General features: G+C 55.1%; 19 protein-coding genes and 1 riboswitch. Of the genes, 6 read left to right on the top strand and 13 right to left on the bottom strand.

The window, feature by feature from the left end; all coding sequences use genetic code 11:
• Positions 1-181: 181 nt before the first annotated feature.
• Both RISK_RS32150 and RISK_RS08710 read right to left on the bottom strand, forming a co-directional pair.
• Complete coding sequence (locus RISK_RS32150; protein WP_160311413.1) at positions 182-349, bottom strand: hypothetical protein; 168 nt, start codon at positions 347-349, stop codon at positions 182-184.
• A gap of 568 nt (positions 350-917) precedes the next feature.
• Entirely contained in the window at positions 918-2111 is a 1194-nt protein-coding gene (locus tag RISK_RS08710; protein ID WP_047814151.1) for an ankyrin repeat domain-containing protein, read from the bottom strand.
• 529 nt (positions 2112-2640) lie between these two features.
• Between RISK_RS08710 and RISK_RS08700 the strand changes: the two genes are divergently transcribed.
• Together RISK_RS08700 and RISK_RS08695 are read left to right on the top strand one after the other, a co-directional pair.
• Positions 2641-4746: a family 20 glycosylhydrolase gene (locus RISK_RS08700; RefSeq protein ID WP_047814150.1), complete on the top strand. Its 2106-nt coding sequence runs from the start codon at positions 2641-2643 to the stop codon at positions 4744-4746.
• Between the two features lie 193 nt (positions 4747-4939).
• On the top strand, positions 4940-6742 hold the full coding sequence (locus RISK_RS08695) for a sodium:solute symporter family protein (protein ID WP_047813895.1): 1803 nt from the start codon (positions 4940-4942) through the stop codon (positions 6740-6742).
• 44 nt (positions 6743-6786) lie between these two features.
• Here RISK_RS08695 and RISK_RS08690 read toward each other — a convergent pair whose 3' ends face one another.
• Both RISK_RS08690 and RISK_RS08685 read right to left on the bottom strand, forming a co-directional pair.
• Positions 6787-7629 (bottom strand): haloacid dehalogenase type II, encoded by an 843-nt coding sequence (locus RISK_RS08690; protein WP_047814149.1) that lies wholly within the window; start codon positions 7627-7629, stop codon positions 6787-6789.
• 575 nt (positions 7630-8204) lie between these two features.
• On the bottom strand, positions 8205-10226 hold the full coding sequence (locus tag RISK_RS08685) for an alpha/beta hydrolase (protein WP_150122525.1): 2022 nt from the start codon (positions 10224-10226) through the stop codon (positions 8205-8207).
• Positions 10227-10453: 227 nt separating this feature from the next.
• Between RISK_RS08685 and RISK_RS08680 the strand changes: the two genes are divergently transcribed.
• Complete coding sequence (locus tag RISK_RS08680) at positions 10454-10654, top strand: helix-turn-helix domain-containing protein (RefSeq protein ID WP_047813893.1); 201 nt, start codon at positions 10454-10456, stop codon at positions 10652-10654.
• 6 nt (positions 10655-10660) lie between these two features.
• On the opposite strand, the gene RISK_RS08675 is transcribed toward RISK_RS08680, so the two are convergent.
• Complete coding sequence (locus tag RISK_RS08675) at positions 10661-11704, bottom strand: AAA family ATPase (protein WP_047813892.1); 1044 nt, start codon at positions 11702-11704, stop codon at positions 10661-10663.
• A 483-nt stretch (positions 11705-12187) separates the two neighbouring features.
• On the opposite strand from RISK_RS08675, the gene RISK_RS08670 reads away from it, so the two are divergent.
• Entirely contained in the window at positions 12188-12997 is an 810-nt protein-coding gene (locus RISK_RS08670; protein ID WP_150122524.1) for a hypothetical protein, read from the top strand.
• On the top strand, positions 12994-13200 hold the full coding sequence (locus RISK_RS08665) for a hypothetical protein (protein WP_047813890.1): 207 nt from the start codon (positions 12994-12996) through the stop codon (positions 13198-13200). The genes RISK_RS08670 and RISK_RS08665 overlap by 4 nt, the downstream gene beginning before the upstream one ends.
• On the opposite strand, the gene RISK_RS08660 is transcribed toward RISK_RS08665, so the two are convergent.
• Positions 13185-13538 carry a hypothetical protein gene (locus tag RISK_RS08660; RefSeq protein WP_047813889.1) on the bottom strand — a complete coding sequence of 118 codons (354 nt, stop codon included), beginning with the start codon at positions 13536-13538 and terminating at the stop codon, positions 13185-13187. The two genes, RISK_RS08665 and RISK_RS08660, sit on opposite strands and share 16 nt — an antisense overlap.
• Positions 13539-13569: 31 nt before the next feature.
• Positions 13570-13821 carry a helix-turn-helix domain-containing protein gene (locus RISK_RS08655; RefSeq protein WP_047813888.1) on the bottom strand — a complete coding sequence of 84 codons (252 nt, stop codon included), beginning with the start codon at positions 13819-13821 and terminating at the stop codon, positions 13570-13572.
• Between the two features lie 340 nt (positions 13822-14161).
• Positions 14162-14410, top strand: a riboswitch (cobalamin riboswitch).
• 249 nt (positions 14411-14659) lie between these two features.
• Between RISK_RS08655 and RISK_RS08645 the strand changes: the two genes are divergently transcribed.
• Positions 14660-15664, top strand: a complete 1005-nt coding sequence (locus RISK_RS08645) for a DUF4465 domain-containing protein (RefSeq protein ID WP_236696159.1) — start codon at positions 14660-14662, stop codon at positions 15662-15664.
• Here RISK_RS08645 and RISK_RS08640 read toward each other — a convergent pair.
• The 6 genes from RISK_RS08640 to RISK_RS08615 form a co-directional block, all read right to left on the bottom strand.
• A complete protein-coding gene (locus tag RISK_RS08640) occupies positions 15653-17119 on the bottom strand; it encodes a hypothetical protein (RefSeq protein WP_047813886.1) in 1467 nt (488 codons plus the stop codon). The genes RISK_RS08645 and RISK_RS08640 overlap by 12 nt on opposite strands.
• Positions 17120-17245: 126 nt before the next feature.
• A complete protein-coding gene (gene asnB, locus RISK_RS08635; RefSeq protein WP_047813885.1) occupies positions 17246-19150 on the bottom strand; it encodes an asparagine synthase (glutamine-hydrolyzing) in 1905 nt (634 codons plus the stop codon).
• A 72-nt stretch (positions 19151-19222) separates the two neighbouring features.
• Positions 19223-20515 carry a hemolysin family protein gene (locus tag RISK_RS08630; protein WP_047813884.1) on the bottom strand — a complete coding sequence of 431 codons (1293 nt, stop codon included), beginning with the start codon at positions 20513-20515 and terminating at the stop codon, positions 19223-19225.
• On the bottom strand, positions 20512-21075 hold the full coding sequence (gene ybeY, locus RISK_RS08625) for an rRNA maturation RNase YbeY (RefSeq protein WP_047813883.1): 564 nt from the start codon (positions 21073-21075) through the stop codon (positions 20512-20514). The genes RISK_RS08630 and ybeY overlap by 4 nt, the downstream gene beginning before the upstream one ends.
• The gene (locus RISK_RS08620) at positions 21075-23459 is read right to left on the bottom strand and encodes an HD family phosphohydrolase (RefSeq protein WP_047813882.1); all 2385 of its coding nucleotides are present in this window, start codon (positions 23457-23459) and stop codon (positions 21075-21077) included. Before RISK_RS08620 ends, ybeY begins: the two co-directional genes overlap by 1 nt.
• Positions 23456-24514 carry a PhoH family protein gene (locus RISK_RS08615; RefSeq protein ID WP_236696158.1) on the bottom strand — a complete coding sequence of 353 codons (1059 nt, stop codon included), beginning with the start codon at positions 24512-24514 and terminating at the stop codon, positions 23456-23458. Before RISK_RS08615 ends, RISK_RS08620 begins: the two co-directional genes overlap by 4 nt.
• Positions 24515-24602: the final 88 nt, after the last annotated feature.

The raw sequence follows: 24602 nt of genomic DNA, 5'->3' as shown, positions 1-24602 counted from the left end.
GGTCCGTCGTTACCGGACCACCATGGCGAGGCAGGAACACAGCGTTCGCCACCTAGATCCAAAACTCTTTCCGACGTTGATTTACCAGACCGCAGCGCAAGCAAGGCACGTAGTCACTCACTGACGCGTGGGGCTGGTAACGTTGGGCTGGCTTGCAATGCATCATTGCAGCAACAAGCCGTCATTCTGTTGGAGGGGGGCCGTCCATCTCTTCAACGTAGGCCTGCTGCGCCGCTTGTTGTTCCGGCGTCATGCCCGACTCATCAACGACAGAGACTTCCTCACTCGTGCAACCGAGCGCCCCAAAAGTCCCACAGCACAATAAAACAACCAACCAACTGACTTTCATCACGACTCCTTGAAAATGAAAACACAACTGACAGCGAACTCAACTCACAAACGGCAGCAAACGACGTCCACAGAAAAGCGTCACGCAAAAAACTGTGATTCAAAAAGCGTCCTCTCAGCCCCATTCGCGCTTCACAATGAGCGAGCCCCCATCGCTAACCTAGTGCTATCGGAAGCTGAAAGCAACTATTTGGGGGGATTTGCGACCAATTGATTTTGCCAGTGACACGCCGTTCTCGTTCGCTTGTTGCTGAGCAGAATGCCACCGCTTTGGAATACCGGTCCTTGCTCATCGGACGTCGACACGGCGGGCATCGAAGTTGATTGACGCTAAGCAGGACGGCAGGAATGATCGGGCATGACCATGGCCACGGCGGGATGAAGGAAGACAGGAGCCGGAAGAAAAATTGCATTCGCTATCCAAACACCAACATCAAACATTTCGCAGTCCAGCGTTCGCCCCGGTTGTGCGCGGGAACCGTGGCGAACGCCAAACGGCTCACATCCCCGAAGACACCTGCGTACCGGCTTAACATGCGAACTGGCGGACGTTGTTTTCTTGACCGCGACTACTCAAGCCCTCCTTCAGAAAGCCCTTGTTCCTGAAGCCACGTCGCAACTGCCGCTCGGCCTTCCTTGAGTGAGTCCAAAGGATTGGTGGAGGCATCGCGATTGCCAATTCGGTGCTGAAATCCGTTGCTGTAGTACAAGTGCTTGGAGTGGCCGAGCTTTGCCATGCGTGGTTCCGCGGTTGCATAGTGCAGTGCGTTCTTGCCGACCATGCCACCGAAGAAGTCTTGAAGGACATCGGCGACAAACGATCCTTGGACCGTTTCGTAAACCCGCCCACCATCCGCGTAGCGTTTCCCTGGCGTGACTTCCGTCGAGGCATTCCACCGAACTTCAAAGCGTTTGTACCTACCGCCTTTGGCGATTTCACTTTCGTCGCAACCCCGTGTTGAAACCGCGTGCAGATCAGCCCCCAAGTCCACCAAATGTTTCACCAACTCCAGGTCCCCCGAAGCCGCCGCAAAATGCAGTAGCGTCTTCCCTCCGCAGCGGTTGTTCACCGTCAGTTTTCCACTCTTGAGTGCCTCCAGGATCTCTGCTGAGTCCCCCAGAATCAATGACTCCACCTCGGTTGGGTACTGAATCGTTTGGCTGTTGTTTCGAAATTCGTAGTGAGGTTGAATCAACGCCAACTCTTGGACGCGAAGTCCAGAGGCCAACTGCCATTCAGTGAGGCCGTCGGTCTCGATTCGGCCCAGCACGTCCAGGCGATGCTCTCGGTCAATCAGCCGTGCCAGTTGCGGATGACCTGACGTCGCGATCAGGTGACCGACGGCGCAGTGCGTTCCCCACGGGTCGATGAAGACGGGGCGTCGACCGGCGACAAAGACGTTCTGTGGAAAGACGCCGGCCAGCGTGTACTCGCGAAGTCGCTCGATGTTTCGCGCGCGTTCTTCGCTCTGTGATTCAGTGAGATCATCGACGTTTGCCGCCATGAGTTGGTCCAACACAAGTCGGAAGTGCGTCTGGATCAAAGCGACTTCATCATCGACGGATCTCAACGAGGCAAGCGCAGATTGATCAGGCATCCTTTCAGACCAATTCGGATTCACCTCCAAGAGCTGCGTTTGCAGTTCGCGGGTTGGCTTCCGCGTCTCGAACGGTTCGGTGGCATGCAGGGACACAGCAGCCAACAGGGCGGGAAGGACGAACGGGATTGCAAGTTTCAGCCATGGTGTGATCGGGGTATTCATCGCAGTTTCATCAGAAAAGGGGGCGAACGGGTGAAGCATTCCTCACCTCAGTTGCCCCTGCGAAATTCGCCACGTTTGCCCCTCATCGAAACCGAGACTTTCTTGCATTTCCTGGAAACAATTCGAACGGTCATGCCACCGCGTCTTTGCTCATCCAGTTCCTCGGCGGAGGCGTCGTGGCAATGACTTGGTTGCGAGTCTATTGACTTACCGCGAATGGAAATTGGCGGCGGCGTGTTCAACTTGGGACCGATGAACGTCGCGTTCATTGGGAGGTTGGCAAAGTGGCAATCTCAAATCACTTGTTACGGGGGTCAAAGCCACACTGGCATTTTCTCCTGTCGATGAATTCTCGGATTGAACTTATTCTAGGACCAAGGCGGCCTGCCTTTTGTTTCGCCAGTGGACCACCGTTTCTGGACGCTGATTGCTGTGCTTGGTCGCGTCTTTGAGTCAAACGACATGGCGGATTTCGTTCGCTCTCATTCGATTCGACCACACCTTTGTTTCACCTCTTGCTGATTGCATCATGATTCTCCGTTGCCTGTTCGCTTTTCTGTTGTTGGCGTCATCCGTTTCCGCCGCGGATCCTTCCTTGGTTCCGCTGCCACTCAAAATGGAATCCCAACCAGGACCCCCATTGGTTCTTCCAAAGATCCTCACCGCAAAGATGCCTGAAGATGCTGGGTGGGCCAAGCATCTGACGATATTTGGGGAGCGTTTAAACTGGATGACGGCCGGGGATCATCAACTGCAATTTGCAGGCGGTGAACATGCTTTGTTGACATTCACCCATTCGGCGGACCTCTCGGAAGAAGCCTACTCGATCGCAGTCACGTCCAATCAGATTCAGGTGACAGCTTCGACCGTCAAGGGGCTGGCTCACGCGACCGCAACGTTGCTTCAGTTGGTCGGCAGCGACAATTTGAAGTCGATCCCGCAACTGCGGATCGAAGACTCGCCGCAACTCAGCTATCGAAATCTGATGATTGACATGGGGCGAAATCCCCACAGCGTCGAGCTCTTGAAAGAGACAATCGATTTGCTTTGGTTCTACAAAGTCGACTCGGTTCAATTGCACCTCACCGACGACCAGCGAATCGCGTTTCCTTCGACCGCGTTCCCAAAACTTTGGGACGGTGTGATTTCTTTGGAAGAGTTCCAGGACCTGGAACGCTACGCGGTGGAGCGTGGTGTCACAATCATTCCCGAGTTAGAAGTTCCTGGACACTCCGAACTGTTGCGCCGGGCCTATCCAGATGTTTTTGGAAAGACGGGAACGGATTTGACCCAGTCCGAAACGGCACTGGAAGGCATCAAGACGCTGCTGGATGAAATGATGGCTGTCTTTTCGTCCTCGCCGTACATTCACATCGGCGGGGATGAGGCATTTGGGGTGCCTGAGAATCTGCAACGCGACTTGATCAATGAACTGCACGCGTATTTGAAGTCCAAAGGGAAAGAGACTCTGGTGTGGGAAGGACCTCGTCCTGGAACCGGTGACAATCGAGTCCATCCGGAAGTCATCCATCTCAATTGGCGAACCATCAACTACCCGGCCGATGAAATGATCCGGGACGGACACCGCGTGATCAATGCGGCATGGGATCCCCTGTACCTGGTCGATCACTATCCACGCACCAACTTCACGATGACGTCGCCTCAGCACATTTATGAAACCATGTCGCTGACGACATTCAAACATGTGAATCCGGAAATTCGAACCTACGCCGATCCGGTCGAAGTCGCTCCCACGGACAAGCTGATTGGATTCTGCATGCCATGGTGGGAAGGCCGTGAAGAAAATTTCTCGCCGCAGACAATCCCACGTTTGATTCCATTTGCCGAAGTCGCGTGGAACCCGAGCCTTGAGCGAAATCACGACGACTTCGAGAGTCGGTCGTCGTTGACCGAGAAGGCAAGGACGGCAGCGTTCTACCCCGTTTCAATCGATGCCAAGAATTTGCTCGTCCCAGCGGACGGCGTCTTTGAACAATCGACAATGGTCTCGTTGGGGATGGCGGAAATGGAGAGTGGTTCGCCCTTGGATTTCGAGATTCATTACACGACGGATGGTACCGAACCGTCGCTGGACTCCGCCGTCTACGAGTCACCCTTGGAATTGACCAAGAGCGCCACGGTCCGCGCCACCGCCTTTTCGGGACGGGAGCGGGTTGGTCACGGGAGCCGACGCAACCTGATCAAAGTGAATGGTCAACCGAATCTCGCGTTGCACCAACCGGTCACCTCGAGTGCGACGTCTGGACCGCCCTTTTCCGTGGAGCGAATCACCGATGGAGGAACCGACAACCTTGGTTTCTACCTGGGTTACCCCGCGGATCCCGAACCAATCCAACTGACGATTGATTTGGGAGGTGTCCAAACGGTGAAACAGATCAACGTGTTTGCCTACAGCATTGCGGGATCGTTTGAGAAGTACAGCGTGGCGACGTCCACCGACGGAGTCGACTTCGAGGAGGTGGCGACGCGACTGGAGAAGCCCGAAGATCCAACGACTCCTGCCGAACATCGCTTCTCACCCCGCAAGGTTCGCTACGTTCAAATTCGATCGCATGGCAACAAAGGCTACGTGTTCAATTCGTTCTCGAAGATTATCGAAGTGCAAGTCTTCTGAGCTCATGGTTGCCAGGGACGACCTTCGAAGGGACCCGCGAGGAAATCGTCTCGGAGCAACTTCGATGTTCCCATGACAGTGGAAGGACGCGAACCCACTGGTGTGACGCCAGGCCGCTGGATCCATTCCGCGAAGACCAATTCTTTGACTGATCTCTCGACGCTTCCACCTCAACATCTAACTGTGCAGGGACATGGCACTTTCATCCATTGACTACGCGATCATTGTTGCGTTCTTTGTCATCACGACGTCCATTGGACTTTTCGCGAGTCGCCGGGCGGGCAAGAGCTTTTCGGAATACTTCTTGGCTGGCGGGCAGATGAGCTGGTGGATGCTGGGCATCTCAATGGTCGCCACCACGTTTGCTGCCGACACGCCGAACTTGGTCACTGGCATCGTCCGTCGAGATGGCGTCAGCGGAAACTGGGTTTGGTGGGCATTCCTGCTGACCGGACTGCTGACCGTGTTTGTCTACGCCAGACTTTGGAAACGCAGCGGCGTTTCGACGGACTTGGAGTTTTACGAACTTCGCTACAGTGGCAAAACCGCGGGGTTTCTGCGTGGATTCCGAGCGATCTATCTGGGGGTCGTTTTCAATTGTTTGGTCATGGCCAACGTGATTTTGGCGGGGATCAAGTTAGGCGGCGTCTTGGTCGGCGCGACACCCATTCAAGTGGTGCTTGTCACCGGAACCATCACCGTTGTCTACACCTTGCTGGGAGGACTGCGGGGCGTGATCCTGACGGATTGCTTTCAGTTTTTCGTGGCCATGTTCGGAGCGATCGCTGCGGCCTACGTCGTTTGCAACTTGCCGGAAGTCGGCGGTTTTACCAACCTGCTTCAGCACGAAGAAGTGCGATCCAAGACAGCGTTGCTGCCCGACTTCAGCGACATGGACGCATTGATTCCGCTAATCATCATGCCTTTTGCGGTGCAGTGGTGGAGCGGATGGTACCCAGGCTCCGAACCGGGTGGCGGTGGCTATGTGGCTCAGCGAATGTTAGGTGCACGGAGTGAGAGGGATGCGACCCTGGCCACGCTGTTGTTTCAAGCAGCCCACTACTCGCTGCGTCCTTGGCCATGGATCATTGTGGCACTCGCATCCATCGTCGTTTTCCCAAGTCTAGAAAGCATTCAAGTCGCCTTCCCTGGCGTTGATCCCCAATTGGTCCAAGATGACCTCGCCTACCCGGCGATGTTGACGTACTTGCCCAGCGGTCTGCTGGGCATTGTGATTGCGAGTTTGATTGCAGCTTTCATGTCCACCATCTCAACGCACTTGAATTGGGGGGCCTCCTACATTGCTCACGATTTCTACCGCAGATTTGTCAATCCAGAAGCCAGCGAACATCGCTTGGTCGCCACGGGACGCTGGGCCACCGTGGGGCTGATGATCGTCGCCGGTGCGGTCGCATTGATGCTGGAAAGTGCGATGGAAAGCTTCAGCATCATCCTGCAGATCGGTGCAGGCACTGGGCTGATTTACATCTTGCGATGGTTTTGGTGGCGGATCAATGCGTTCACGGAGATCACCGGGATGGCGGTTTCGTTGGCGGTCGCGATGTTCTTTCAATTTGGGTATGTGCACACAGGGTTGCCGGAACTCCGTTCCTGGCAACAACTGTTGTTTGGCGTTGTGATCACGACCCTAGCGTGGATGTTGGCCACGATCATCACTCCACCGACCGATCGTGAAACGCTACGAAAATTCTATCGGAAGATTCGTCCAGGAGGCGCGGGCTGGAAAACGATTCGCAACGAATTGGCAGCGGATGGCGTTCATGTTGAAACCGGTGATTCAATCACGACGGGGTTGAAAGCCATGATGGCCGCGACGTTTCTGATCTACTCGGTCTTATTCAGCACCGGGTACTTGCTGTACCAATCTTGGATTTGCTTGGGAGGCAGTTTGTGTGTGTGCGTTGTCTCTGCCGTTGCCTTGTGGCAAACGTGGCCGTCGCTGCGAATCGATGGGCCGCCCTCGGAAAAGCAATGAATCCAAGGCGTTGGTCGCGTTGCGATCGCTGGTCTATCAACGCATCATTTCTGTTTTGCTTCCGACAGGATGTCAGCCAATTCATTGAGATCCTTCACGATGAGATCGGGACGCTGAACATTGGGGTAAAGCGCCTTTCCAGGGCGTTTCACAAATGCGGTCTGCAACCCGACACTTTTCGCTCCGGCCAGATCCCAAGCATGGGCAGCGACCATCAAAACTTCATGAGGTTGGACCCCCAAGTCATCCAACACCATTTGATAGGGTGCCGGGTGAGGCTTGTACTTTTTAAGTTGATCCACGCTGTAACGTTTTTCGAAAAGATCAGTGAGTCCAGCGTTCTTCATCTGCGTTGCGACGCCCACGGACGAAGAGTTGGTCAAGCTCACAATGTGAAAGCCTTGTTCAGCCAGTCGTTGCAAGCCTTCTCGAACGTCTGCGTGGGCTGGCAAGGATCGCAAGGGAGTGACAATCGCAGCCCGGGCGGATTCACGGTCCAGTTCGATTCCTTCCCGCTCAGCGACCATCATCAAGGCGGCGGTACCGATTTCGCCAAAGTCGTGATACTCGCCCGCCAACGTTTCAACCAACGAGTAATGCAACATCGTTGAAAACCACAATGGCAGCAGGTCTTCGCGTCCGTTCAAGGCTTTGCCAACCGATGTTTTCAACGGGGCCAAGTCGAGCAACGTTTCGTTCACGTCGAACACAATCACTTTTGGAATGGTCGTATCGGAGTGGAGCATGGGGGGATCCGGTTGCAGTTGGTTGGCTTCTTCAGAAGGAGCCTCCTTTGGGACGCTTGCCGTTTCTTGGGCGGGCAAGCTCATCATCCAGACAAGCGTGAAGAGGATCGAGGCAACGAGACGAGTTGAAGAGAATGGCATGAGTTGCACAGTGAGAGGTTTTGTTGGAGAGGCAAACTGAAACTGCCATCGAAAACAGTTTCGGTGCAATTCAATGATGTGTTCCCCGCCCCGATGCCCGCCAAGCCCGAAGTTTGTCTTCATCTCGCAAACGATTGGAAAGTGCTTCCCGGCTGGCCCCATCCGATCGCAGCACCCCTCTCTGAACGAGCGAAGTAGGTACGCAGGAAAGATTGGGCTTCCCCATGTGAGCCGCTGGCGTTAGCCACGGTTTTCACGCACAACCGGGGCGAACGCCCAAACGGCTCACATAGCCATGCTTGTGTTCCCGTAGCTGGGGGTTCCGCGTTGGCCACCGTGGCCGACGGGACCACACAGTTACCTCTTACCTCTTACCTCTGTCTCGAAAACACAACCAGCGCTGTTCCGGAGTTATTCCAAGAACTTTTTCGTGTGCCGAAAAACGCGGGGAAACGTTGGCCCACGGTCTTATAGATATGCCCGCGACAAGGCCGCACAATGGCGACGTCGCGGGCGTGTTGGCTGGCTGGGTAGATAGACGGGTTGGTTTGCCAGCGCGGCCGACAGCCCAAGTGCTAGGCAAGCGGCAATGACCAAAAAGCCAATTTGGTTTTCGAATCTATCTCGCGAATTGTTCTAGGGCGTTCGTCTGGGTCACTGCCATAACGAATCAAGTTAAACAAATCGGAGAGTAGTGGTGCAGCCTCGGTAACGTAGTCGTGCCCCAACAACTCCGAGATAGCAAATCCTTCAGCAAGTACGGTATCGACGCCATCGAAACATTGAATTGGCGGAGCTAAGCCCAGACGCGGAAAGTCGTGAATACGTTCCGAAAGGTGAACGGCTAGATCCCCACGCGACGTATAGGCCGTTAGTCGTTTTGCTAGGGGTTCAATCGCAGGGAGCGACTGAGCGAAAAGATCAACGTCGATGTCTGCAGCCGCAAAAACAATTTGTCCCAACTGCCCGGGTAGATTCTCCATGAGAGCCAATTTCTCAAATACCCTAACTGCGAGTCGGTTTCCCATGCTGTGCGCTACGATGTGCAACGGTATGTCTGGGAACGTTTCTAGCAGTTCAAGGACGAATGACAGGCAGTAGGTCACGCTTGTTTCAATTGTTGCCTCGTCGGCGGGATAGCCCTTCAAAGAACCCTTGGCAGGCCAGCTGTAGAAGAACGTGGCACCTGGCAATTTAAGATCGAACCCGAGCTGCGCAGATCGGAGAGCAGCATCTTCAAACGAGTTCTTGAAACCATGCAAGAACAGTAGGTTGTGCTTATCTTGTTCAAACTTCTTGGTCAGCTGCCTAGCGAACAATCGCATTTCTTCATCCGTCAACGGTTGCGTTGCAACGATCCGTTTCTCGTCGCTGGCCGCCTTCTTGAAAAACGGAATCCAGCCACGTCCGACGGATCCGAATTTGTGTGTCGCAGGAATCTCGACTAAGCAGTGCCCACGGTGAAGTTCGTAGTCTCGTTCGTTCGTAAACCCTTTTGACAGATCACCAGCGTCTACAGGCTTGCGATTCGTACCAAAGAAGACCGTGTACTGCCTTGGATCACGCAGTGCCTGTTCATCTCTCGGCCGAAGCTTTTCAAGAATCGACTCCGGACGAACAGGTTTCCAATTGCGAGGCGGCGGCGGTGTTGCATTCGCAATGCCGAACCTGGACGCCCACCGCACATCCGCCTCAACAAAGTTGACGCCAAACAGTCTGGCAACAGCTGACGCACCATCTATTGCGTAGTCCTCGGTGTCGGCAAAACTAACAACTAAGCGAATCTCGTACTTTGTCAGATTGCTGAGACGCTGAACAAGCCGGCAGAGTTCTTTCGCATAACCCATGCCGCGTGCCTCAGGGCGTACAAAGAATTCATCAACGTCAAGAGAACCGTTTCTCGGAATACAAAATGCCCATGCCAAGTATTCATCGTTATCGACGTCGACGATCTCTACACAATGAACACCCTCTCCGTAACGATCCCCCAGCTTCCAACCTGGTGAAACAATGCCCGTTTCACCGTTAGCAGGAACAGACACTGCATGCGTCGTAATATTCCAAGCGGAAACGATGGATCGATCCCAATTCTCGATTGGAAATGATCCAAATCCTCCATCGCCCCATTCGTGTCCCCAAGAGTTTGGGAAGATAAACCGGCGACTTGCGGGATCGAAATGCAGCAATGGAAACGCATGAGAAGTTGAAAAGGCAGGGCTTGGACCAAGCACCGGAATCTCGCCTTTCGGCGGATCATACCAATCTTCGTTGATCTCGCACGCAAATCGCACTTCTCGCATCCGTTGCAATTGTTGGACCGCCTGCGCCGAGGAATCGATTCGATGGTACGAGAGGAGTCGAAACCATCTCGCCTCCTTCCAGATTGCTTCTTCGACCTCAGCATACAGCTTGCCGGTTGGATGCAGGTCTCGCGTAACATTGCCGAACATTCGTTCGCTACGCCAATGTGAAATCCCCCAAACTCCGCGAATCGAATCTGGGCTGCGCTGCTCCAGCAAATGAGCGTGCTGGTAAGGCAAATTGCTCAAATTGCTATCTGTGTCGTGTTGGTTAAACAACTCAGGTGCGATTGTCAAATCGACGTTCCGACGCACAGTACCGGGGTTCCCAAATACTGGACAACTCCAAAGATACTGAAGCGTATGTGATGCGACTCCCTTTTTCCGACGTCTCAATTTTCACCCTGCTGTGTGAACACTCGGTTAGGCAAAACTGTTCCCAACAGAGTATATCGCAGGACTGCAGACTTTGATAGACTTACTTCTGTGGGCATGAAACGAGTTTCAGATACGGGAGCGGTTCAATGCCGAAATTGAGTGAGTACGTTAAAACTGCTGAAGCGGCTGAGATTCTGGGCGTTGCTCAAAACACACTTCGCAAATGGGCGGAGCGTGGTGTCATTCCGATGCACCGCAATCCAGCGAATGGTTACCGGCTGTTCAAACGGAGAGACCTCGACGACTTTTTGAAAAAGACAGCCAAGCCGGTAAAGCCAAAAGCGTAAGCTATGTCACGAATGACGGGCCAAGTAATCAACAAGGAACAGCGATCGAATGACCATCGCCGCGTTGTCATTCTCGTCGGCTTCGGCAGGTAGCATTCGGTAGAACGCGTCGATGACGATCATCTTGAACCGGTCTTCAAAGACGTGGTCGAAGTACGCACCAAGCGAACGGATGTCTTTGAGGTTGCCACGAAGGTTTGAGACGAACAAATGGTCGGCAACATCGCCTGGCGTGATGCCGCGAGCGTCTATCACTTTCGGGATCCGGTTCGCCGAGGTCGTCGGGTGGAGTTCGTTGTCGATGATCAATACATCGCCGGGTTCGGTGTCGAACCGTACGAGCCAAGAACGTCCGATAACCACGGCGAGTGCCATGTCGCTGGCCAACCACGACTTGCCGACCTTCGGTGGCGCGATGACGTTCATCGTTTCGCCGGCACGAAGCAGCCCATGAATGACTGGCGGTTTGAGCAGCGGATAGCGATCGAGCAGTCGTCGTCGACTCCGCGGTCGGATGTCGGCCGCCCGAGGCAGCGTATCGTGTGTCAGTTCCCATGATTGGCGAATCTCATCGAGGCGATCTTGCGTACTGGCATCGAGGTTTTCGTGCGGCCGAGGCGGAACGATGATCTGGTCGGGACACAGCAAGCCTTTGCACCATCGTTGCACGCGAGCGTTCCATCCCGTCATCGCCACGGTGCGAATGGTCTGCGTATCGAAACCCTCGCGACTGAAATGCCGCCACCCTTCGATAGCGATCCAAACCGCCTGGGCTCGCCCGCGAGCTTTCGACGCTTCGATTGGATGATCCGGCCGAAACACACAAACGCCGTGGTCCGCACCGACAACGGCTTTTGCACGCAAGCGTTCCCTGGCCAACATCAGTTGGCGAAACAGAGTCCGGTTGGGTTGCTTCCAAGCTGGAACGCTCATCGCGGTCTTCGCAAACCAATCGCGATACGCCTTCTCCGCTTCCACCGCCAACGTGGTTCGCGGGAAGCAAGGTCCGTCGTTGTAGATTCGGGTTGGTTGGTTATCGCTATCGGCCATGGCGGCGAGTTCTATTGAGCATCATCGTCATTGAGAAATCAAATCGATCACAGCGAGCACGGGCATCGCACACATCTGTTGACGTTGGCATCTACTGAGGCCACAATCTTCTACCCTCTTCCACCGAAGGGTTAGCCGCAAAACCGCTCAAACTACGAGGGGAGCTGGCCCGTTGTTTCAACGGCATAGATGGCTAATCCGGTTAACCGATGAGTTCTTAAATCTTGAGTAGAATGAATCGAAATAGTGTTTGGTTGCCTGTGGTCTTTTGTTCTTTAGTCTTGTCGTTCGCAACTGGCTGCCGACCTGCAATGAACGCTGCCAAAGCAGCGAGATCAGCCGCGCCGACAATTGGGCGTGAAGGAGGAAAAAAGGCAACTGGGGGAGCAGGAATGATGGCGGGACAAGAAGCATACTCTGCTGGAAAGGAATACATGAACTCAAGTGAATAGCTCAGTAGCATCAGCGTGAAGCTACAGGAGCTTGATCATTAAACAGATTCGCAAGTATGAACTGCGTGCCAACGTCATCCAAACCACGAACCGCATGTCTCAACCACAGTCATTCATTGCTTCGACGATCGGCATCTTGCTGCTGTCGTACATACCACTTCCGATCTATTTGCTGATTCCTGTGCTGGGTGCACTCGCCTACTTCATGCACCTTCAGGTTTTCTACACACGTACGCTGGCGCGTGAATTCTGGATATCAACCTATCTTCGCGACGAGAGTCCCATCCGAACGTTTCTGCGAACGACTAAATGGCTAAGGCTGATTTCGGTTGCACTCTGCATTCCACTTGCACTCGCAACGTACATCGTGATCTTTTCGTACGACTTCATTGATTGCATTGCTATTTCCGCTGCGGTTTTCGTGGCCTCAACTATTCACAAGAAGTTGTCACGACCAGTGGATACGAACATAGCTGAGCGACTGACGGAGCTGACGCACGTGCGAGTCTTCTATTGGTTCGCGGTGATCTTGGTTCTGTGTTTCATTGCTTTGACCAGCGTTGCTAAGGGAATTGCAACTGATCATTCGGCGTCGACAAGCAACGAGATTGCCACAGAAACAATTAATGGCGTTAAACACCCAGTTTTGATCGTTCGCCACTGCGTGCGGACATTACGCTATTTCGATCTTCAAATGCTTCGGATCCGCGACTTAAATGGCTGGCCATATGGATGGTTGATATACTTCTTTTTCCTGATACCCAATGCTCTGCCGGCGTACGGGCTAGTAACGCTCTTTTCTGGAATCGATTGCCAAATCAAAGGACTAGAACGAACATGAGAATCAAGTTTGTTGTTGCTGTTTTCGCGATGCTACTGATCGCCCCAGGATGCATGCCCTACCAAGACGAATACGAGCAGGCGATGGAAGCCAAAGAGGAAGCCGAACGCATGTACGAAGAAGCGAAGGTTGAAGCGGAGACCGCGAAGGGCGCACTTGAGGCTGAGCAGCAGTCTGTACAAAGAATCTACAACGAAGACTGATGTTTATTGTCGGATTCTTTAGTTGAGGTTTCCGTTCCGCTCGAATTGGACAGTCGCCGATTTCGTGACTCCATCAACTGCCGAGCGGTATCTTCGGCCGCAACCTCGGCTTCGGGATGTCCGTCATCGTCTTGCACCGACTCCTTCTCCGCATCTACGCCAGAGTCGATCTTTGTGTTTTCATGCACGTCGATCAGCACGGCCGCCCAGGTGTCGGCTACGCGCTCGGGGAGATCGATACTTCCGTCATCGCCATCTTCGCTCCCGTCGTCCTTGGCGACGGCGGACAAATGCCTCATGGCGTTGTTTGGGGAAGACGCGGTGTTCGCGTTCGACATGCTTTTTGAATCTATTCAGAACTTTCGGAGCCTATCCGTTGGCGTGGTCGGTCTCTGGCATTAGCCAACCCCGACGGGGAACATGGAGCAGCAGTCCGAGTTTCCCTGCCCGATGCAAATGCGTTTTCACCGTTCCGTAGATCCGCGACAAACGATCCGCCACATCCTTCGTCCGAACCGGCGTCTTCCCGTCAAACATTTCCCGAACCGTCTCCGCCATCTTCTCGGGTTCGGTCAACGGTCGGTCCAGATCCGCTTCGGTGAACTCAAGCAGATACGGCATCGTTCCGCCACTGAACTAAGCAGGTACGCAGGTGTCATCGGGTATGTGAGCCGCTGGCGTTAGCCACGGTTTTCACGCACAACCGGGGCTAACGCCCAAACGGCTCACATGGTTGTGCTTGATCACTCCTGCCGACCTGCTTAGACGTGCTTGTTGTTGCCTTCCTGCCGCCAGAGCTGAGCGAAGCGGGGGGACGAACATCGGATGCAGCGCGTCCCCCTCCCTGGCCCAGTGCGGCCTGCGTCCTCTGGAGGAAGGGTAAAGTAGAGCCGCTTGACCTCCGTTTTCTCTGGCAACTCAAAGCGTTTCGAAATGTGTTGACAGGAGATCGACCGTGGCTAGAATCGCCGGCGTTCGAGGTGACTGATTGGGTTTCAACCCAATCAGTGAACAGGGAACTCCGGTGAAATTCCGGGACGGTCCGGCCGCTGTGTGCCACCAGAGATCTTCGGAAGTCGATCTCATTGTTCACTTTTTCTATTCAGCCATTGTTCTCGTTTTTGCGTCGTGACGTGATACGTGAATGAGAAGGCAGTGAGTGAACAAACGGGTGGTGAGTCAGAAGACCTACCTCGCGCAAGACGTTTGGGTGCCTTCTTGGATTGAGGCAAACGTTGCAACGTATGAAACCAATGTTGCCATGCTTTGATCGAGGTTGCGGCGGTTCATGTGTTGGGTTTCCGTCTTCAGCAATTGAATCGAGTTTTCGTCGCAGCGTCTCCATGGATTGAACTTCTCGCACTTGGCTCGCAATTTTCGCGAACAAGCTGGAAGTCATCAGGGGAAATATGCGCCGACAACAGAAGATTCAATGCAAAGTGCATTTGGAATTGTCATCATGTCTTCTTCTCGCCCATGCCGTTTTTGTTGGGTCACCGTTTCTTCACGCGATCCGCTACAGGACCATTCACTGGCACTGCCTCGGTGGGTGCTGCTGGCTTTGGTTTGTCTCTCGAGTTTGCGAGGCAGCGTCATTCAGGCCGATGTGGTGGTTGGTTTCGAGAACCAAACTCTGGGGGCATCAGGCGTGTTCAATGGGCCTGTCAACAATGCCTCCGTCGTACCGGGCACCTATGGAGGGAATGACCACATCGGAGTCTTTTCCGCTGATGGAGTGGACTTTTCCAACCGCCACAATGATCTGTACGGCAGTTGGAGCGGGTTTGCCGTTTCCAATCACACCGACACCACCACAGAGGGCTACACCAATGAATTCAGTGCTTACCCGGGGGCGGGATCAGACGGTTCCAGCAACTACGCAGTGGCCTTTGGCTATGCCAACTCGACTCCAACCAACATCAACACGTTGACCGCCCTGCCAAGCATTTATCTGCCCGATGGGGAGCAGGCGATCCGCTTGGATGTGAGCAACACGACGTACGCAGCACTTTCGATGCGTGACGGCGATTCCTTTGCGAAACCGTTTGGTGGAGTGTCGGGAACAGATCCCGACTTTCTCAAACTGTCCATTTTTGGAATTGATGCGAACGACCAAATCCTGGACACCAGCATCGACGTGTTCCTTGCGGACTTTCGCTTCACTGACTCACTGGAGGACTACATCCTGGATGAGTGGCGGACCGTCGATTTGTCTTCTCTGTCCGAAGCCACAAGCTTGCATTTCAATTTGTCTTCCAGCGACGTGGGACCCTACGGCATGAACACGCCGGGTTACTTTGCACTGGATAACTTTGCGACTGTGACCGCGGTTCCTGAACCGGGGTCACTGGCGTGGATAGCCTGCGTGGGGTTGGGGGTGGCTTGGCAACGACGACGTCGCCAAAAACACGGTCTCGACAATCGTGAAATGCCAGGGAACGTTGGGGCGAATTCAATTGGATGACTTCAGCGTACCGGCTTCTCCAGCCACGATGGCCTCGTATTGCGCGACAAGCCGTTCGTCACCGAGACGCCGGAGGTTCTCCCCCAACGCGACATTGTCAGCGATCCGAACGAATCGTTCGTACTTCACTTTCGTTTTGGCTTCATCGGATTCGCGGGCATCGGTTAGTTCGCGAAAACGCGGGTAGTCGGGATGGTTCTCCACCACTTCGACAAACTCGTCTTGGCGACTGGTCAGCAGTTCGATGGCAACTGGGTTGAGGACGTTGGCCAGTTCCGGCCATTTGCGTTCCAAGTCACGTGTGATCTGACGTCGCAGGCCATCCTCCGGGGAGGAGCGTCGGCGGCGGCGATTCGAATTCCGGTCTCGATCGGATTGGGTCGTCTTCCAGGCTTCATTGATGCGTTCATCACCGGAAAGATTCAATTGATCGGACAAACCTTCCAGCATCGCACGTTGGGAGGGAGTCGCCAGATCCAGGATCAACGCGTAGGACTCATCGTTTCGCAGTAGGTCCGGATTGTCTTCGTCGAAATGGCTGTGGATGCTCAGGAACTCGCCCGAACTCATCACGGGCAAATCGATCGTGTCGGCGGTGATCACCGTGTATGCATGGGCTTCATCAAATGAAACAACACCATCGCCGTTGTAGTCCGGACGTTCAATCAAGCGTCCGGAACGGTTTCGACCTGAGAGTGCCGCCCAAAAGTAGGTGCTGTATTCGACGTAGCTGGCTTCGTCCACCTCCGGGGTGCAGCCCGATGCGGGGCGATCGTGCACGGTGGCGAAGAAGCCAATTCGGTTTTGTTGAGAAAGGCCTTGGTCGGGATCGCCTTCATCGAAAATAAATCTCGCGAACCCGCCCGCATGGCACTGGACCATGATCGCAACGACATCCACTCCCTTTGGCAGACCATCCAACATCTCAACGAACTCCTTCATTCGAATGGAGCTGTTGTTCCAGGTTGCGATCGTGGTGTCATAGGGCGATTGGCGATCGCTGCTTCGGCTTCCATGGGCGGTGACGTAAACATACAACCGATCTCCTGATTGCATCGTTTCGCCCACGTCTCGAAACCAATTGCGAATGTTTTTGGGTTCGGTGCTGCCCTTCACGTTGGGAACACTGTGGTTGCGATAGGACAGCCCCAGAGAATCGCGATTGCCGAAGAACTCGGCCATCAAGCGATTGGCTTTCGGAACCGAGTTCGGATCCATCACTTGAAGGTCCTTTCCGACCGCATCCCCATCTGAAAAGTAGATGTCGTTGTGCTCGCCGAGCACCCCTTGCTCACTCAAGGCGCGCTGCGAGAACAGCACGTTGTTTTCTAGCGAGGCTTGATTGCCCGAGGGCGAGTACCCGCCCCCGATTGTGAGGAAGAAATCTTCGGCAGTGGCGAAGGAGCAACAACCGAGCAGCCAACAGCCAAGCAAGCAGCACAAAGTTCGTCTCATCAGATACTCAATCGAATTCGCGGGAGCGCGATGCTGATTCGTGGATGATCAGCAAAGACCGCAGTTTATCAGTTCATCCGAGAGTCGTTTGTATCTTCTTGGTGGGGGGCGGGCGATCAGCGAGCCCTAAAGCTGACGCAGCCAGGTTTCCAAAACCAGCAAATTCCAAAGTCGATACCCATGATTTTGCTCGCCGTTTTCATGGGACCGGACCAAACCCGCGATGGCCTCGGGGCGGAAAAATTGATTGATTCGAGCGTCTTGAGCCAGCATCGTGTCGTGGACCAACGGTTTGAAGTCCTCCCGGAACCATTGCCCGATTGGGATCCCGAAGCCCATTTTGGGACGAGTGAAGATCGAGGCAGGAATCCGATCACCAAAGGCATCTTGCAGAATCAGCTTCCCGCGTCGCCCACGGAACTTGTGCTCCACGGGAAGGGAGGCCGCCAACTCAACGAAACGATGATCGAGCATCGGTTGGCGAACTTCCAAACCGTGAGCCATCGATGCGATATCGACTTTGGTGCACAAATCGCACGGCAAGTACGAAAGGATGTCTGAGGTGGAGGCTCGCGTGACAACGTCTCGCCCTTCACTGCGAGCCCAAACGGATTCCAGAAAGTCGACGGGGTCATTCCCGGGCAATCGTGCGATGAAGTCATCGTTGTACATCGACGCCCGCATCGATTCGGGAAAGATCTGCAACCAATTCAGATAACGCCGAACGACGGGTTGGTCGATCGCTTCCAAGAAACGCTTGGCTCGCCGGATGACCGAGCGGCGGCGATTCGAATCGGGAAGTTTTTGAATCAGTCCAATCCCGGGGATGCGGTTCAGTGGAAACAGGCGAGCAATTTTTTGACTCATCCAAAGAGCTCGGTAACGCTCGTAGCCAGCAAACAGTTCGTCGCCACCATCGCCCGACAACGCCACCTTGACGCTTTCGCGGGTGAGTTTCGACAAGTACCAAGTTGGCACCGCAGATGAATCACCGTAGGGTTCGTCGTAGTGCCAAACCAGCTTTTCAAGAATCTCGATGCCGCTGGGTTGGACCTCAAACCGGGTGTGGTCGGTTTGCAAGTGTTCCGCCACCTGCGCGGCGTAGCGTGTCTCGTCAAATTCCGCGACGGGGAACCCGATGCTGAACGTTCGCAGGGCGGTGTCGGTGTGATCGCCCGCCAAGGCCGTGATCAACGACGAGTCAATTCCGCCTGACAAAAACGATCCCAGCGGAACGTCACTGCGCATTCGCAACCGCACCGAGTCGGAAAGCAAGTCGCGAACTTTTTCAGTGGCCTCTTCCCGACCGATTGGACGTTCCACCGATGGATCAAAGTTCCAGTACCGTTCCACTCGAAGCCCACGCTGGTCCAAGACCGCGAAATGGCCAGGCGGTAGTTTGTGAACGCCTTTGAAAATGGTTCCTGGATGGGGGATGTATTGATAAGTCAAGAACTCATCGATTGCGTTGGGATCCACTTCCTCACAAACGCCAGGCACCAATCGAAGTGCTTTCAGTTCGCTGGCAAAAACCAAACGCCCATTCTTGTACGAATAGTAAAGCGGTTTTTGACCAATGCGATCTCGAGCGAGAACGATTCGGTTGCGTCTGGCATCCCAAATCGCGATGGCGAACATCCCGTTGAGCGACGAGAAACAGTCCGTCCCCACATCTTCATAGAGGTGCAGGATCGATTCGCCGTCACCTTGCGTTGCGAATTGGTGCCCAGCGCCCTGCAAGCGTTTTCGCAGCACTTCGTAGTTGTAGATCTCCCCGTTGAAGACCATCCGGACCTGGCCGTCTTCGTTGGCAAGTGGTTGGCGTGCGCCGTCCACGTCGATGATCGACAAGCGTCGAAATCCCAGCCCAACCCCCATGGGTTGGCCGGTCGCATCGCGATGCTCGGCGTCCATCCAGATTTGCGAATCATCGGGACCGCGATGAGCGATTTCGGTTGTCATCCTGGACAGCAATTCGGCGCTGATCGCTTGGTCTTCGCGTTGCCAGAGACCGCCGGTGATACCGCACATAGATAACGAGAGGGCTGGAGTCAGGAAGGGAAGTTAAATCACATAATCGAACGCCATCATCTCGATGACGATTTAGCCGACGCGTTGAGTTTCGCCGTTTGCACGACGAATCCGCATGCTTTCAATCTTGCGACTGGTGGCGTGCAACACTTCGATCTCCCAATGGCCGACGCGAATCAGATGCCCGGTGGTGGGGATCATTCCCGTGTGATGCAGCACCCAGCCGGCCACGGTTTCGTAGTCATCGCTTTCGGGCAGGTCCCAGTGAACCAAGTCGTTGACGTCATCAATCATGACCCGTCCGTCGACGTCGATGGTGTCGTCGTCGATCACTCGCATTTCGATCTCTTCTTCTTCGTCTGATTCGTCAACGATTTCGCCAACGATTTCTTCCAACGCATCTTCGATGGTCACCACACCGGCAGTTTGCTGAAACTCATCGAGCACAATCGCCATGTGCGAGCGGCTGTGTAGAAATTCACGCAGCAACAGGTCGACGCTGCGATCTTTGGGCACCGACCAAGGGCGACGACAGAGATCAATCAAAGGTTTGTTCGGCAAACCTTCGCCCGCCAAATACGGCAGCAAATCTTTGACGAACAAAATCCCCACCACATTGTCGATGGTGTCTTCGTAAACGGGATAGCGTGTCCGTCCGGTTTCGATGATCGACTCGATGGCTTCTTCCCAAGTCGCTCTGATTTCGATGGCATTGACGTCAACACGAGGCGTCATGATGTGACCCACGGTGTCCTCGTGAAGTTCCATCACCCCTTGGATCATTTCGCGAACACCGGGGGCAAAGAAACCTTCCCGGGTTCCCGCGGCCACGATCGTGCGAATTTCGTCTTCGAGTTGTTCTTCGTCCTCGTCTTCTGTTTCTTCCACGCCAGCCAAGCGGCGAGAGATGATCTCGAGCAGTTCACCGGGAGCATGCAGCGGGCGCATCACAAATGACATCGTTCGCCAAAACGGCCACGTGTGGTAAAGCAGTGGTGCGGAGGCGAACCGAGTCACCGCGTTGGGCAACCAAGTGTGAGTCAGCATGGTTAGACCAGCGGCCGCGATTCCCCATGCCAACAACGTGTTGAGATCCACATCCACGCGATTGACGACCACGATTGTGCCGAACAGAACGAACATCACCGAACCGATGACGTGCAGGTAGGCGCCCGCGCGAATCACGGTGTCTTGGTGGTCCAGCACCGAACCAAAGCGGTCCCGGTTCTTTTTGACCCGGCAATAAATCTCCAGCGACCGACCGGCGAAACGATCCAGCAGTTCACTCCCCAGACCGCCGATGCTGCCGAGCACAAAACCCAGGGCTGCCCACGGCAACGCATTGAGATCGCTCAAGTTGCTCATGAAAAGTCTCCGCTCGACATGCCGTCGTCCGACGAGTCATCGTCCGGGGACGTCTCCAACAAGGAAGGGGGGCTCAGTGGCAATTCGATCCCGATCGCTTTCATGGCCACGGCTTCTGCGCGACGCATGGCAGCACGAGGCTCTGGAGATTGATCGTCATGACCAACGATGTGCAGGGTTCCGTGAACGACGTACAGCAACAATTCTTCGCGGGGCGAAAGCGGGTTGCTGGGTTCACTTGCGTTTTCGATGGCGGTTTCAAAGCTGGCGACCAATTCGCCTTCGACCTGAGGCGGGGCCAGTTCATACGGGAAACTGATCACGTCGGTCGGGTAATCGTGCTGCAAGAATTCGCGGTTGATGGGATGGATCGTGGCATCGTCGCAGATCCGGACTCCGATCGAACCATGGTCGCAGCCTTCCACAGCGGCGGCGGCAATCGCAGCTTCCGCAAGTTGCGTGCGCGCAATCTCCAGGGAACCAAACCACACCGATAAGTCAGGTTCTGCTTCCTCGTCGACGAGGACATCCGCGGTCAAGTTGGTCTCGAGTTGTCCCATCACGCCGATTGTTGTCCTGGATACTTCACGCGAGCGTGATAAATCGCAGTCAACGATTTCACGAGGCTTTGTCGCACACGATGCAGCTGGGCAAACGTGATCCCGCAGTCGTCGAACTGACCGTCCGCGACTTTCTTTTGGGCGATCGCGTCCACCAAGCCTTGAATTCGAGCGGGGGTTGGGTCGACCAGCGTCCGCGAAGCGCTTTCGACGGTGTCCGACAGCATCAACACGGCGGCCTCAAGTGTCTGCGGTTTGGGGCCTGGGTAGCGGAAGTCTTTGTCGCTGACCGCTTCGCGATTGGGGTCTTCTTCGCTGCGTTTGGCGGCTTCCCGATAGAAGTATTCGACCAGTGTCGTGCCGTGGTGCTGCAGGATGAAATCGATGATCGGTTCGGGCAGGTGGTGATTGCGAGCCAGGTCCGCGCCGTCTTTGACGTGCGCGATGATGACCAGCGTGCTCATTGCCGGTTGCAGGGAATCGTGCTGGTTGATTCCCGCCGATTGATTCTCGATGAAGTATTCCGGTTTGAACATCTTTCCGATGTCATGGAAGTACGCTCCCACGCGAACGAGCAAGCCATTCGCACCAATCGCATCGGCGGCGGCTTCTGCGATCGACGCCACGTTGATGGAGTGGTTGTAAGTCCCTGGGGCTCGTTGTGCCAAGCGACGCAGCAGCGGGTGCGATGCATCGCCGAGCTCCAACAGGCTGAGGTCGGTTTGAACGCCGAATGCTTTTTCAACCAAAGGCAACAAACCCGTCATCGCCAGCGACGAGAACAAGATGCAGACGCCTGCCCAGCCCGCTTCGCCGATCAATCCATTGACGACGTGATTGAGCGATCCGCCGCTGAGCATGCCTTCCAGGTTGCCGCCCGGAGCGCCCGAGGAAAGGGTTTGTCCAGTGACGATCCCGACGCCGACGACCGTGAACATGGTGATCGTGGCGGAGATCAGGCCGACGGTGACCAGGTAGGTGCGAGAACGGATGCGACCAGTCAACAAGGTGCAGGTGGTGCAGGCCGCCGTCACGGCAACCAGGTTCGGGATGTCGGCACCGAGCAACAGGATCACGGACAAGCAAACCGACGCCATCAGTAGAATTGCCAATTCACGACCGTAGATCACCGCGGCCGTGATCGACGCCAAAACCAGAGGAACCAGTTCGGCTCGCCAGGCATCGCGTGAGGCGTGGTAGGCCAACGCAATGGTGATCACCATCAACGCGAGCAGTTTGGCGAGTTTGTTGCGATCCAGCAGCAGGGAACGGTCGTCAACAAACCAAATGTACGATCCGCACAGCAGGTAAAGTGCGGCGATCATGCCAGCGTAGGCAGCGACTCGAGCGACACGGTCCATCCAACGCATGGACTCCACCAATTTGGACCACTCGCTGCGGAGCAGCCCCAATTCGCGGCCCGTCAGCGGTTTGCCAGCATCGGCCAATTTGGTTTGGCCAGCGTAGAACGTCATCATCACGTCTTCGACCGCCGCGGCCGCTTGATCGCGAACCTTTTGGCTGGCTTCGTCGTCGTATTTCAGTGTCTCAAATTCGGGCAGTCGTGTTCGCAGCCAATCGCCAATCATGTCGGCGGCGATCAAGCCTTCGTCACCGGGGAATCGTGACCGAAATTGGTCACGCAGTTCTTTGACGAGTTGGTTGCCGGCTTCCGCGATGATGACCTTGGACAGTTCCACGGGGACCGCTTCTTCGGTTTGATCGCCAGTGAAGACACGGATCATCCGCTGCGACCCTTTTTCGGGCGGGTGCTGCGGGGCCTGCAAAATGCCGTTCTTGTAGAGCTTCAGCATCGACGAATCGACGGCGGCTTCCAGCGTTGCCAGGTCCTTGTCCTTGCTGAAGACTCGCTTGAGCAAAGCAAAACGCTCGGCCGGTGATTCACCATCGGGAGCGGTCTCGCTGCCCTCGTAGAATTCCGTCAGCGCGGATCGTTCTTCTTTGCCGAGTTGTTCGTAATTGGCAGCACCAAGGACCAGAAACAGTCGGTTCTTGAGCGCGGCACGCAATTGTTCCAGACGCTGAGGTGAATTGCGGTACAGCGTCATCACTTCCCGACGCCGGCGTTCCTTCAAATCACCGGTTGCAATCGCGTCCGCCACTTGAAAGTCAACACGTGAGATCAAATCGCGAGCGGGGATGGCGCCGCTGCGATAACTGAAGGCTGGTTTCCAGGTGGAGCACAAAACCAGGATGGTGATCGCTGCGATCAGCGTCATCCCGACGCGGAGCGACCATTCCGCTTTGTCTTTTCGAGACCACCAGGTCGCCCATTTGGACTTCGGGATTCCCAGCGACTCAATGCGTTCTTTGCCCGCACGTTGTTTGCCTTTGGTCGTCCCGCTTTTGCTCGCTCCGCTCATTCGCTCGCAGCACCCGGATCGTTTGAAATGGCTTCGTCGTCGCTGTTGAGTTTCGTTGACGAAGACACTTCGTCCACAACGGTTTCGCCGTCTTTGTTTTCGTAGGCAGCCACGATTTGTTGCACCAGACGGTGACGCACGATGTCGGCGGCTCCCAAGCGAACCTGAGCGATGCCTTGAATGCGGCTGAACCGATAAACCGCGTCATGGAGCCCACTGCGGACCCCGCGTGGCAAATCCAGCTGGGTTGCATCTCCACTGACCACCATTTTGCTCCGTTCGCCCATCCGGGTCAGGAACATCTTCATTTGTGCCACGGTCGTGTTTTGAGCTTCGTCCAGAATGATGAACGCATCGTTGAGTGTGCGGCCTCGCATGTACGCCAAAGGAACAATTTCGATGACATCATGTTCCATCAATGCACGGGCTTGGTCAAAGTCAACCATTTCGCCCAGGGCATCGAGCAGGGGCCGCAAATAGGGGTTCAGCTTGGCTCGCAAGTCACCCGGTAGAAAACCGAGGCTCTCGCCGGCTTCCACGGCGGGACGCACCAGCACAATTTTCTTGATCGATTCGTTGCGAAGTGCTTCGACGGCGGTGGCCACGGCCAAATAAGTCTTGCCGCAGCCGGCGGGGCCCGTCGCGATTGTTAAATCGTGCTGCCGGATCGCTTCGACGTAGCGAGCTTGACCAGGCGTTCGCGGGGCGATTTTGCGTCCCGCGTTCTGCAGGTTGATGGCTTCGCCACTGGGGGTCGGTGGGCGACCATTTTCGATTTCGGCACCCTCTTCGGCGGCCGCGGTTTCAATGTCGCCCAGACTGAGTGAGCCATTTTTGCGGCAGAGCAAACGCAGTTTTTCCAGCGTTCGGATCGCCGCCCCCACGCCGGTCTCTTCACCAGCGACGCGGATTTTCCCCGCTCGATGCGTGATGTCGACACCAAACAGCCGTCGCAGCTTTCGCACGTGTTGATCGCGAGGACCGAACAGCGTCAGGACTTCATTGGGACCCGCTGTCGACAGCGTGGCTTCGTTCATTGCAGATTGGACCGACATGCGTCAGAGCGTTTCATTAAGAGTGACTCATTCTAACCGTCCCACACGTGGTCCGACCATCGTGCGGCGTTGGATTGGGCAGAATTCA

Source organism: Rhodopirellula islandica, from assembly GCF_001027925.1.
Lineage (GTDB): Bacteria > Planctomycetota > Planctomycetia > Pirellulales > Pirellulaceae > Rhodopirellula > Rhodopirellula islandica.
Note: the sequence above shows the minus strand (reverse complement) of the source record. Positions and strands in the feature narration are given on the sequence as shown.

What these genes read in the sequence shown, in the direction of transcription:
- RISK_RS08675 (WP_047813892.1), bottom strand. Translation starts at nt 11,704, where the DNA reads ATGGCCGATAGCGATAACCAACCAACCCGAATCTACAACGACGGACCT.
- RISK_RS08630 (WP_047813884.1), bottom strand. Translation starts at nt 20,515, where the DNA reads ATGAGCAACTTGAGCGATCTCAATGCGTTGCCGTGGGCAGCCCTGGGT.
- RISK_RS08700 (WP_047814150.1), top strand. Translation starts at nt 2,641, where the DNA reads ATGATTCTCCGTTGCCTGTTCGCTTTTCTGTTGTTGGCGTCATCCGTT.
- RISK_RS08710 (WP_047814151.1), bottom strand. Translation starts at nt 2,111, where the DNA reads ATGAATACCCCGATCACACCATGGCTGAAACTTGCAATCCCGTTCGTC.
- RISK_RS08655 (WP_047813888.1), bottom strand. Translation starts at nt 13,821, where the DNA reads ATGCCGTATCTGCTTGAGTTCACCGAAGCGGATCTGGACCGACCGTTG.
- RISK_RS08690 (WP_047814149.1), bottom strand. Translation starts at nt 7,629, where the DNA reads ATGCCATTCTCTTCAACTCGTCTCGTTGCCTCGATCCTCTTCACGCTT.
- ybeY (WP_047813883.1), bottom strand. Translation starts at nt 21,075, where the DNA reads ATGGGACAACTCGAGACCAACTTGACCGCGGATGTCCTCGTCGACGAG.
- RISK_RS08665 (WP_047813890.1), top strand. Translation starts at nt 12,994, where the DNA reads ATGAGAATCAAGTTTGTTGTTGCTGTTTTCGCGATGCTACTGATCGCC.
- asnB (WP_047813885.1), bottom strand. Translation starts at nt 19,150, where the DNA reads ATGTGCGGTATCACCGGCGGTCTCTGGCAACGCGAAGACCAAGCGATC.
- RISK_RS32150 (WP_160311413.1), bottom strand. Translation starts at nt 349, where the DNA reads ATGAAAGTCAGTTGGTTGGTTGTTTTATTGTGCTGTGGGACTTTTGGG.
- RISK_RS08660 (WP_047813889.1), bottom strand. Translation starts at nt 13,538, where the DNA reads ATGTCGAACGCGAACACCGCGTCTTCCCCAAACAACGCCATGAGGCAT.
- RISK_RS08645 (WP_236696159.1), top strand. Translation starts at nt 14,660, where the DNA reads ATGTCTTCTTCTCGCCCATGCCGTTTTTGTTGGGTCACCGTTTCTTCA.
- RISK_RS08695 (WP_047813895.1), top strand. Translation starts at nt 4,940, where the DNA reads ATGGCACTTTCATCCATTGACTACGCGATCATTGTTGCGTTCTTTGTC.
- RISK_RS08620 (WP_047813882.1), bottom strand. Translation starts at nt 23,459, where the DNA reads ATGAGCGGAGCGAGCAAAAGCGGGACGACCAAAGGCAAACAACGTGCG.
- RISK_RS08640 (WP_047813886.1), bottom strand. Translation starts at nt 17,119, where the DNA reads ATGAGACGAACTTTGTGCTGCTTGCTTGGCTGTTGGCTGCTCGGTTGT.
- RISK_RS08615 (WP_236696158.1), bottom strand. Translation starts at nt 24,514, where the DNA reads ATGTCGGTCCAATCTGCAATGAACGAAGCCACGCTGTCGACAGCGGGT.
- RISK_RS08680 (WP_047813893.1), top strand. Translation starts at nt 10,454, where the DNA reads ATGCCGAAATTGAGTGAGTACGTTAAAACTGCTGAAGCGGCTGAGATT.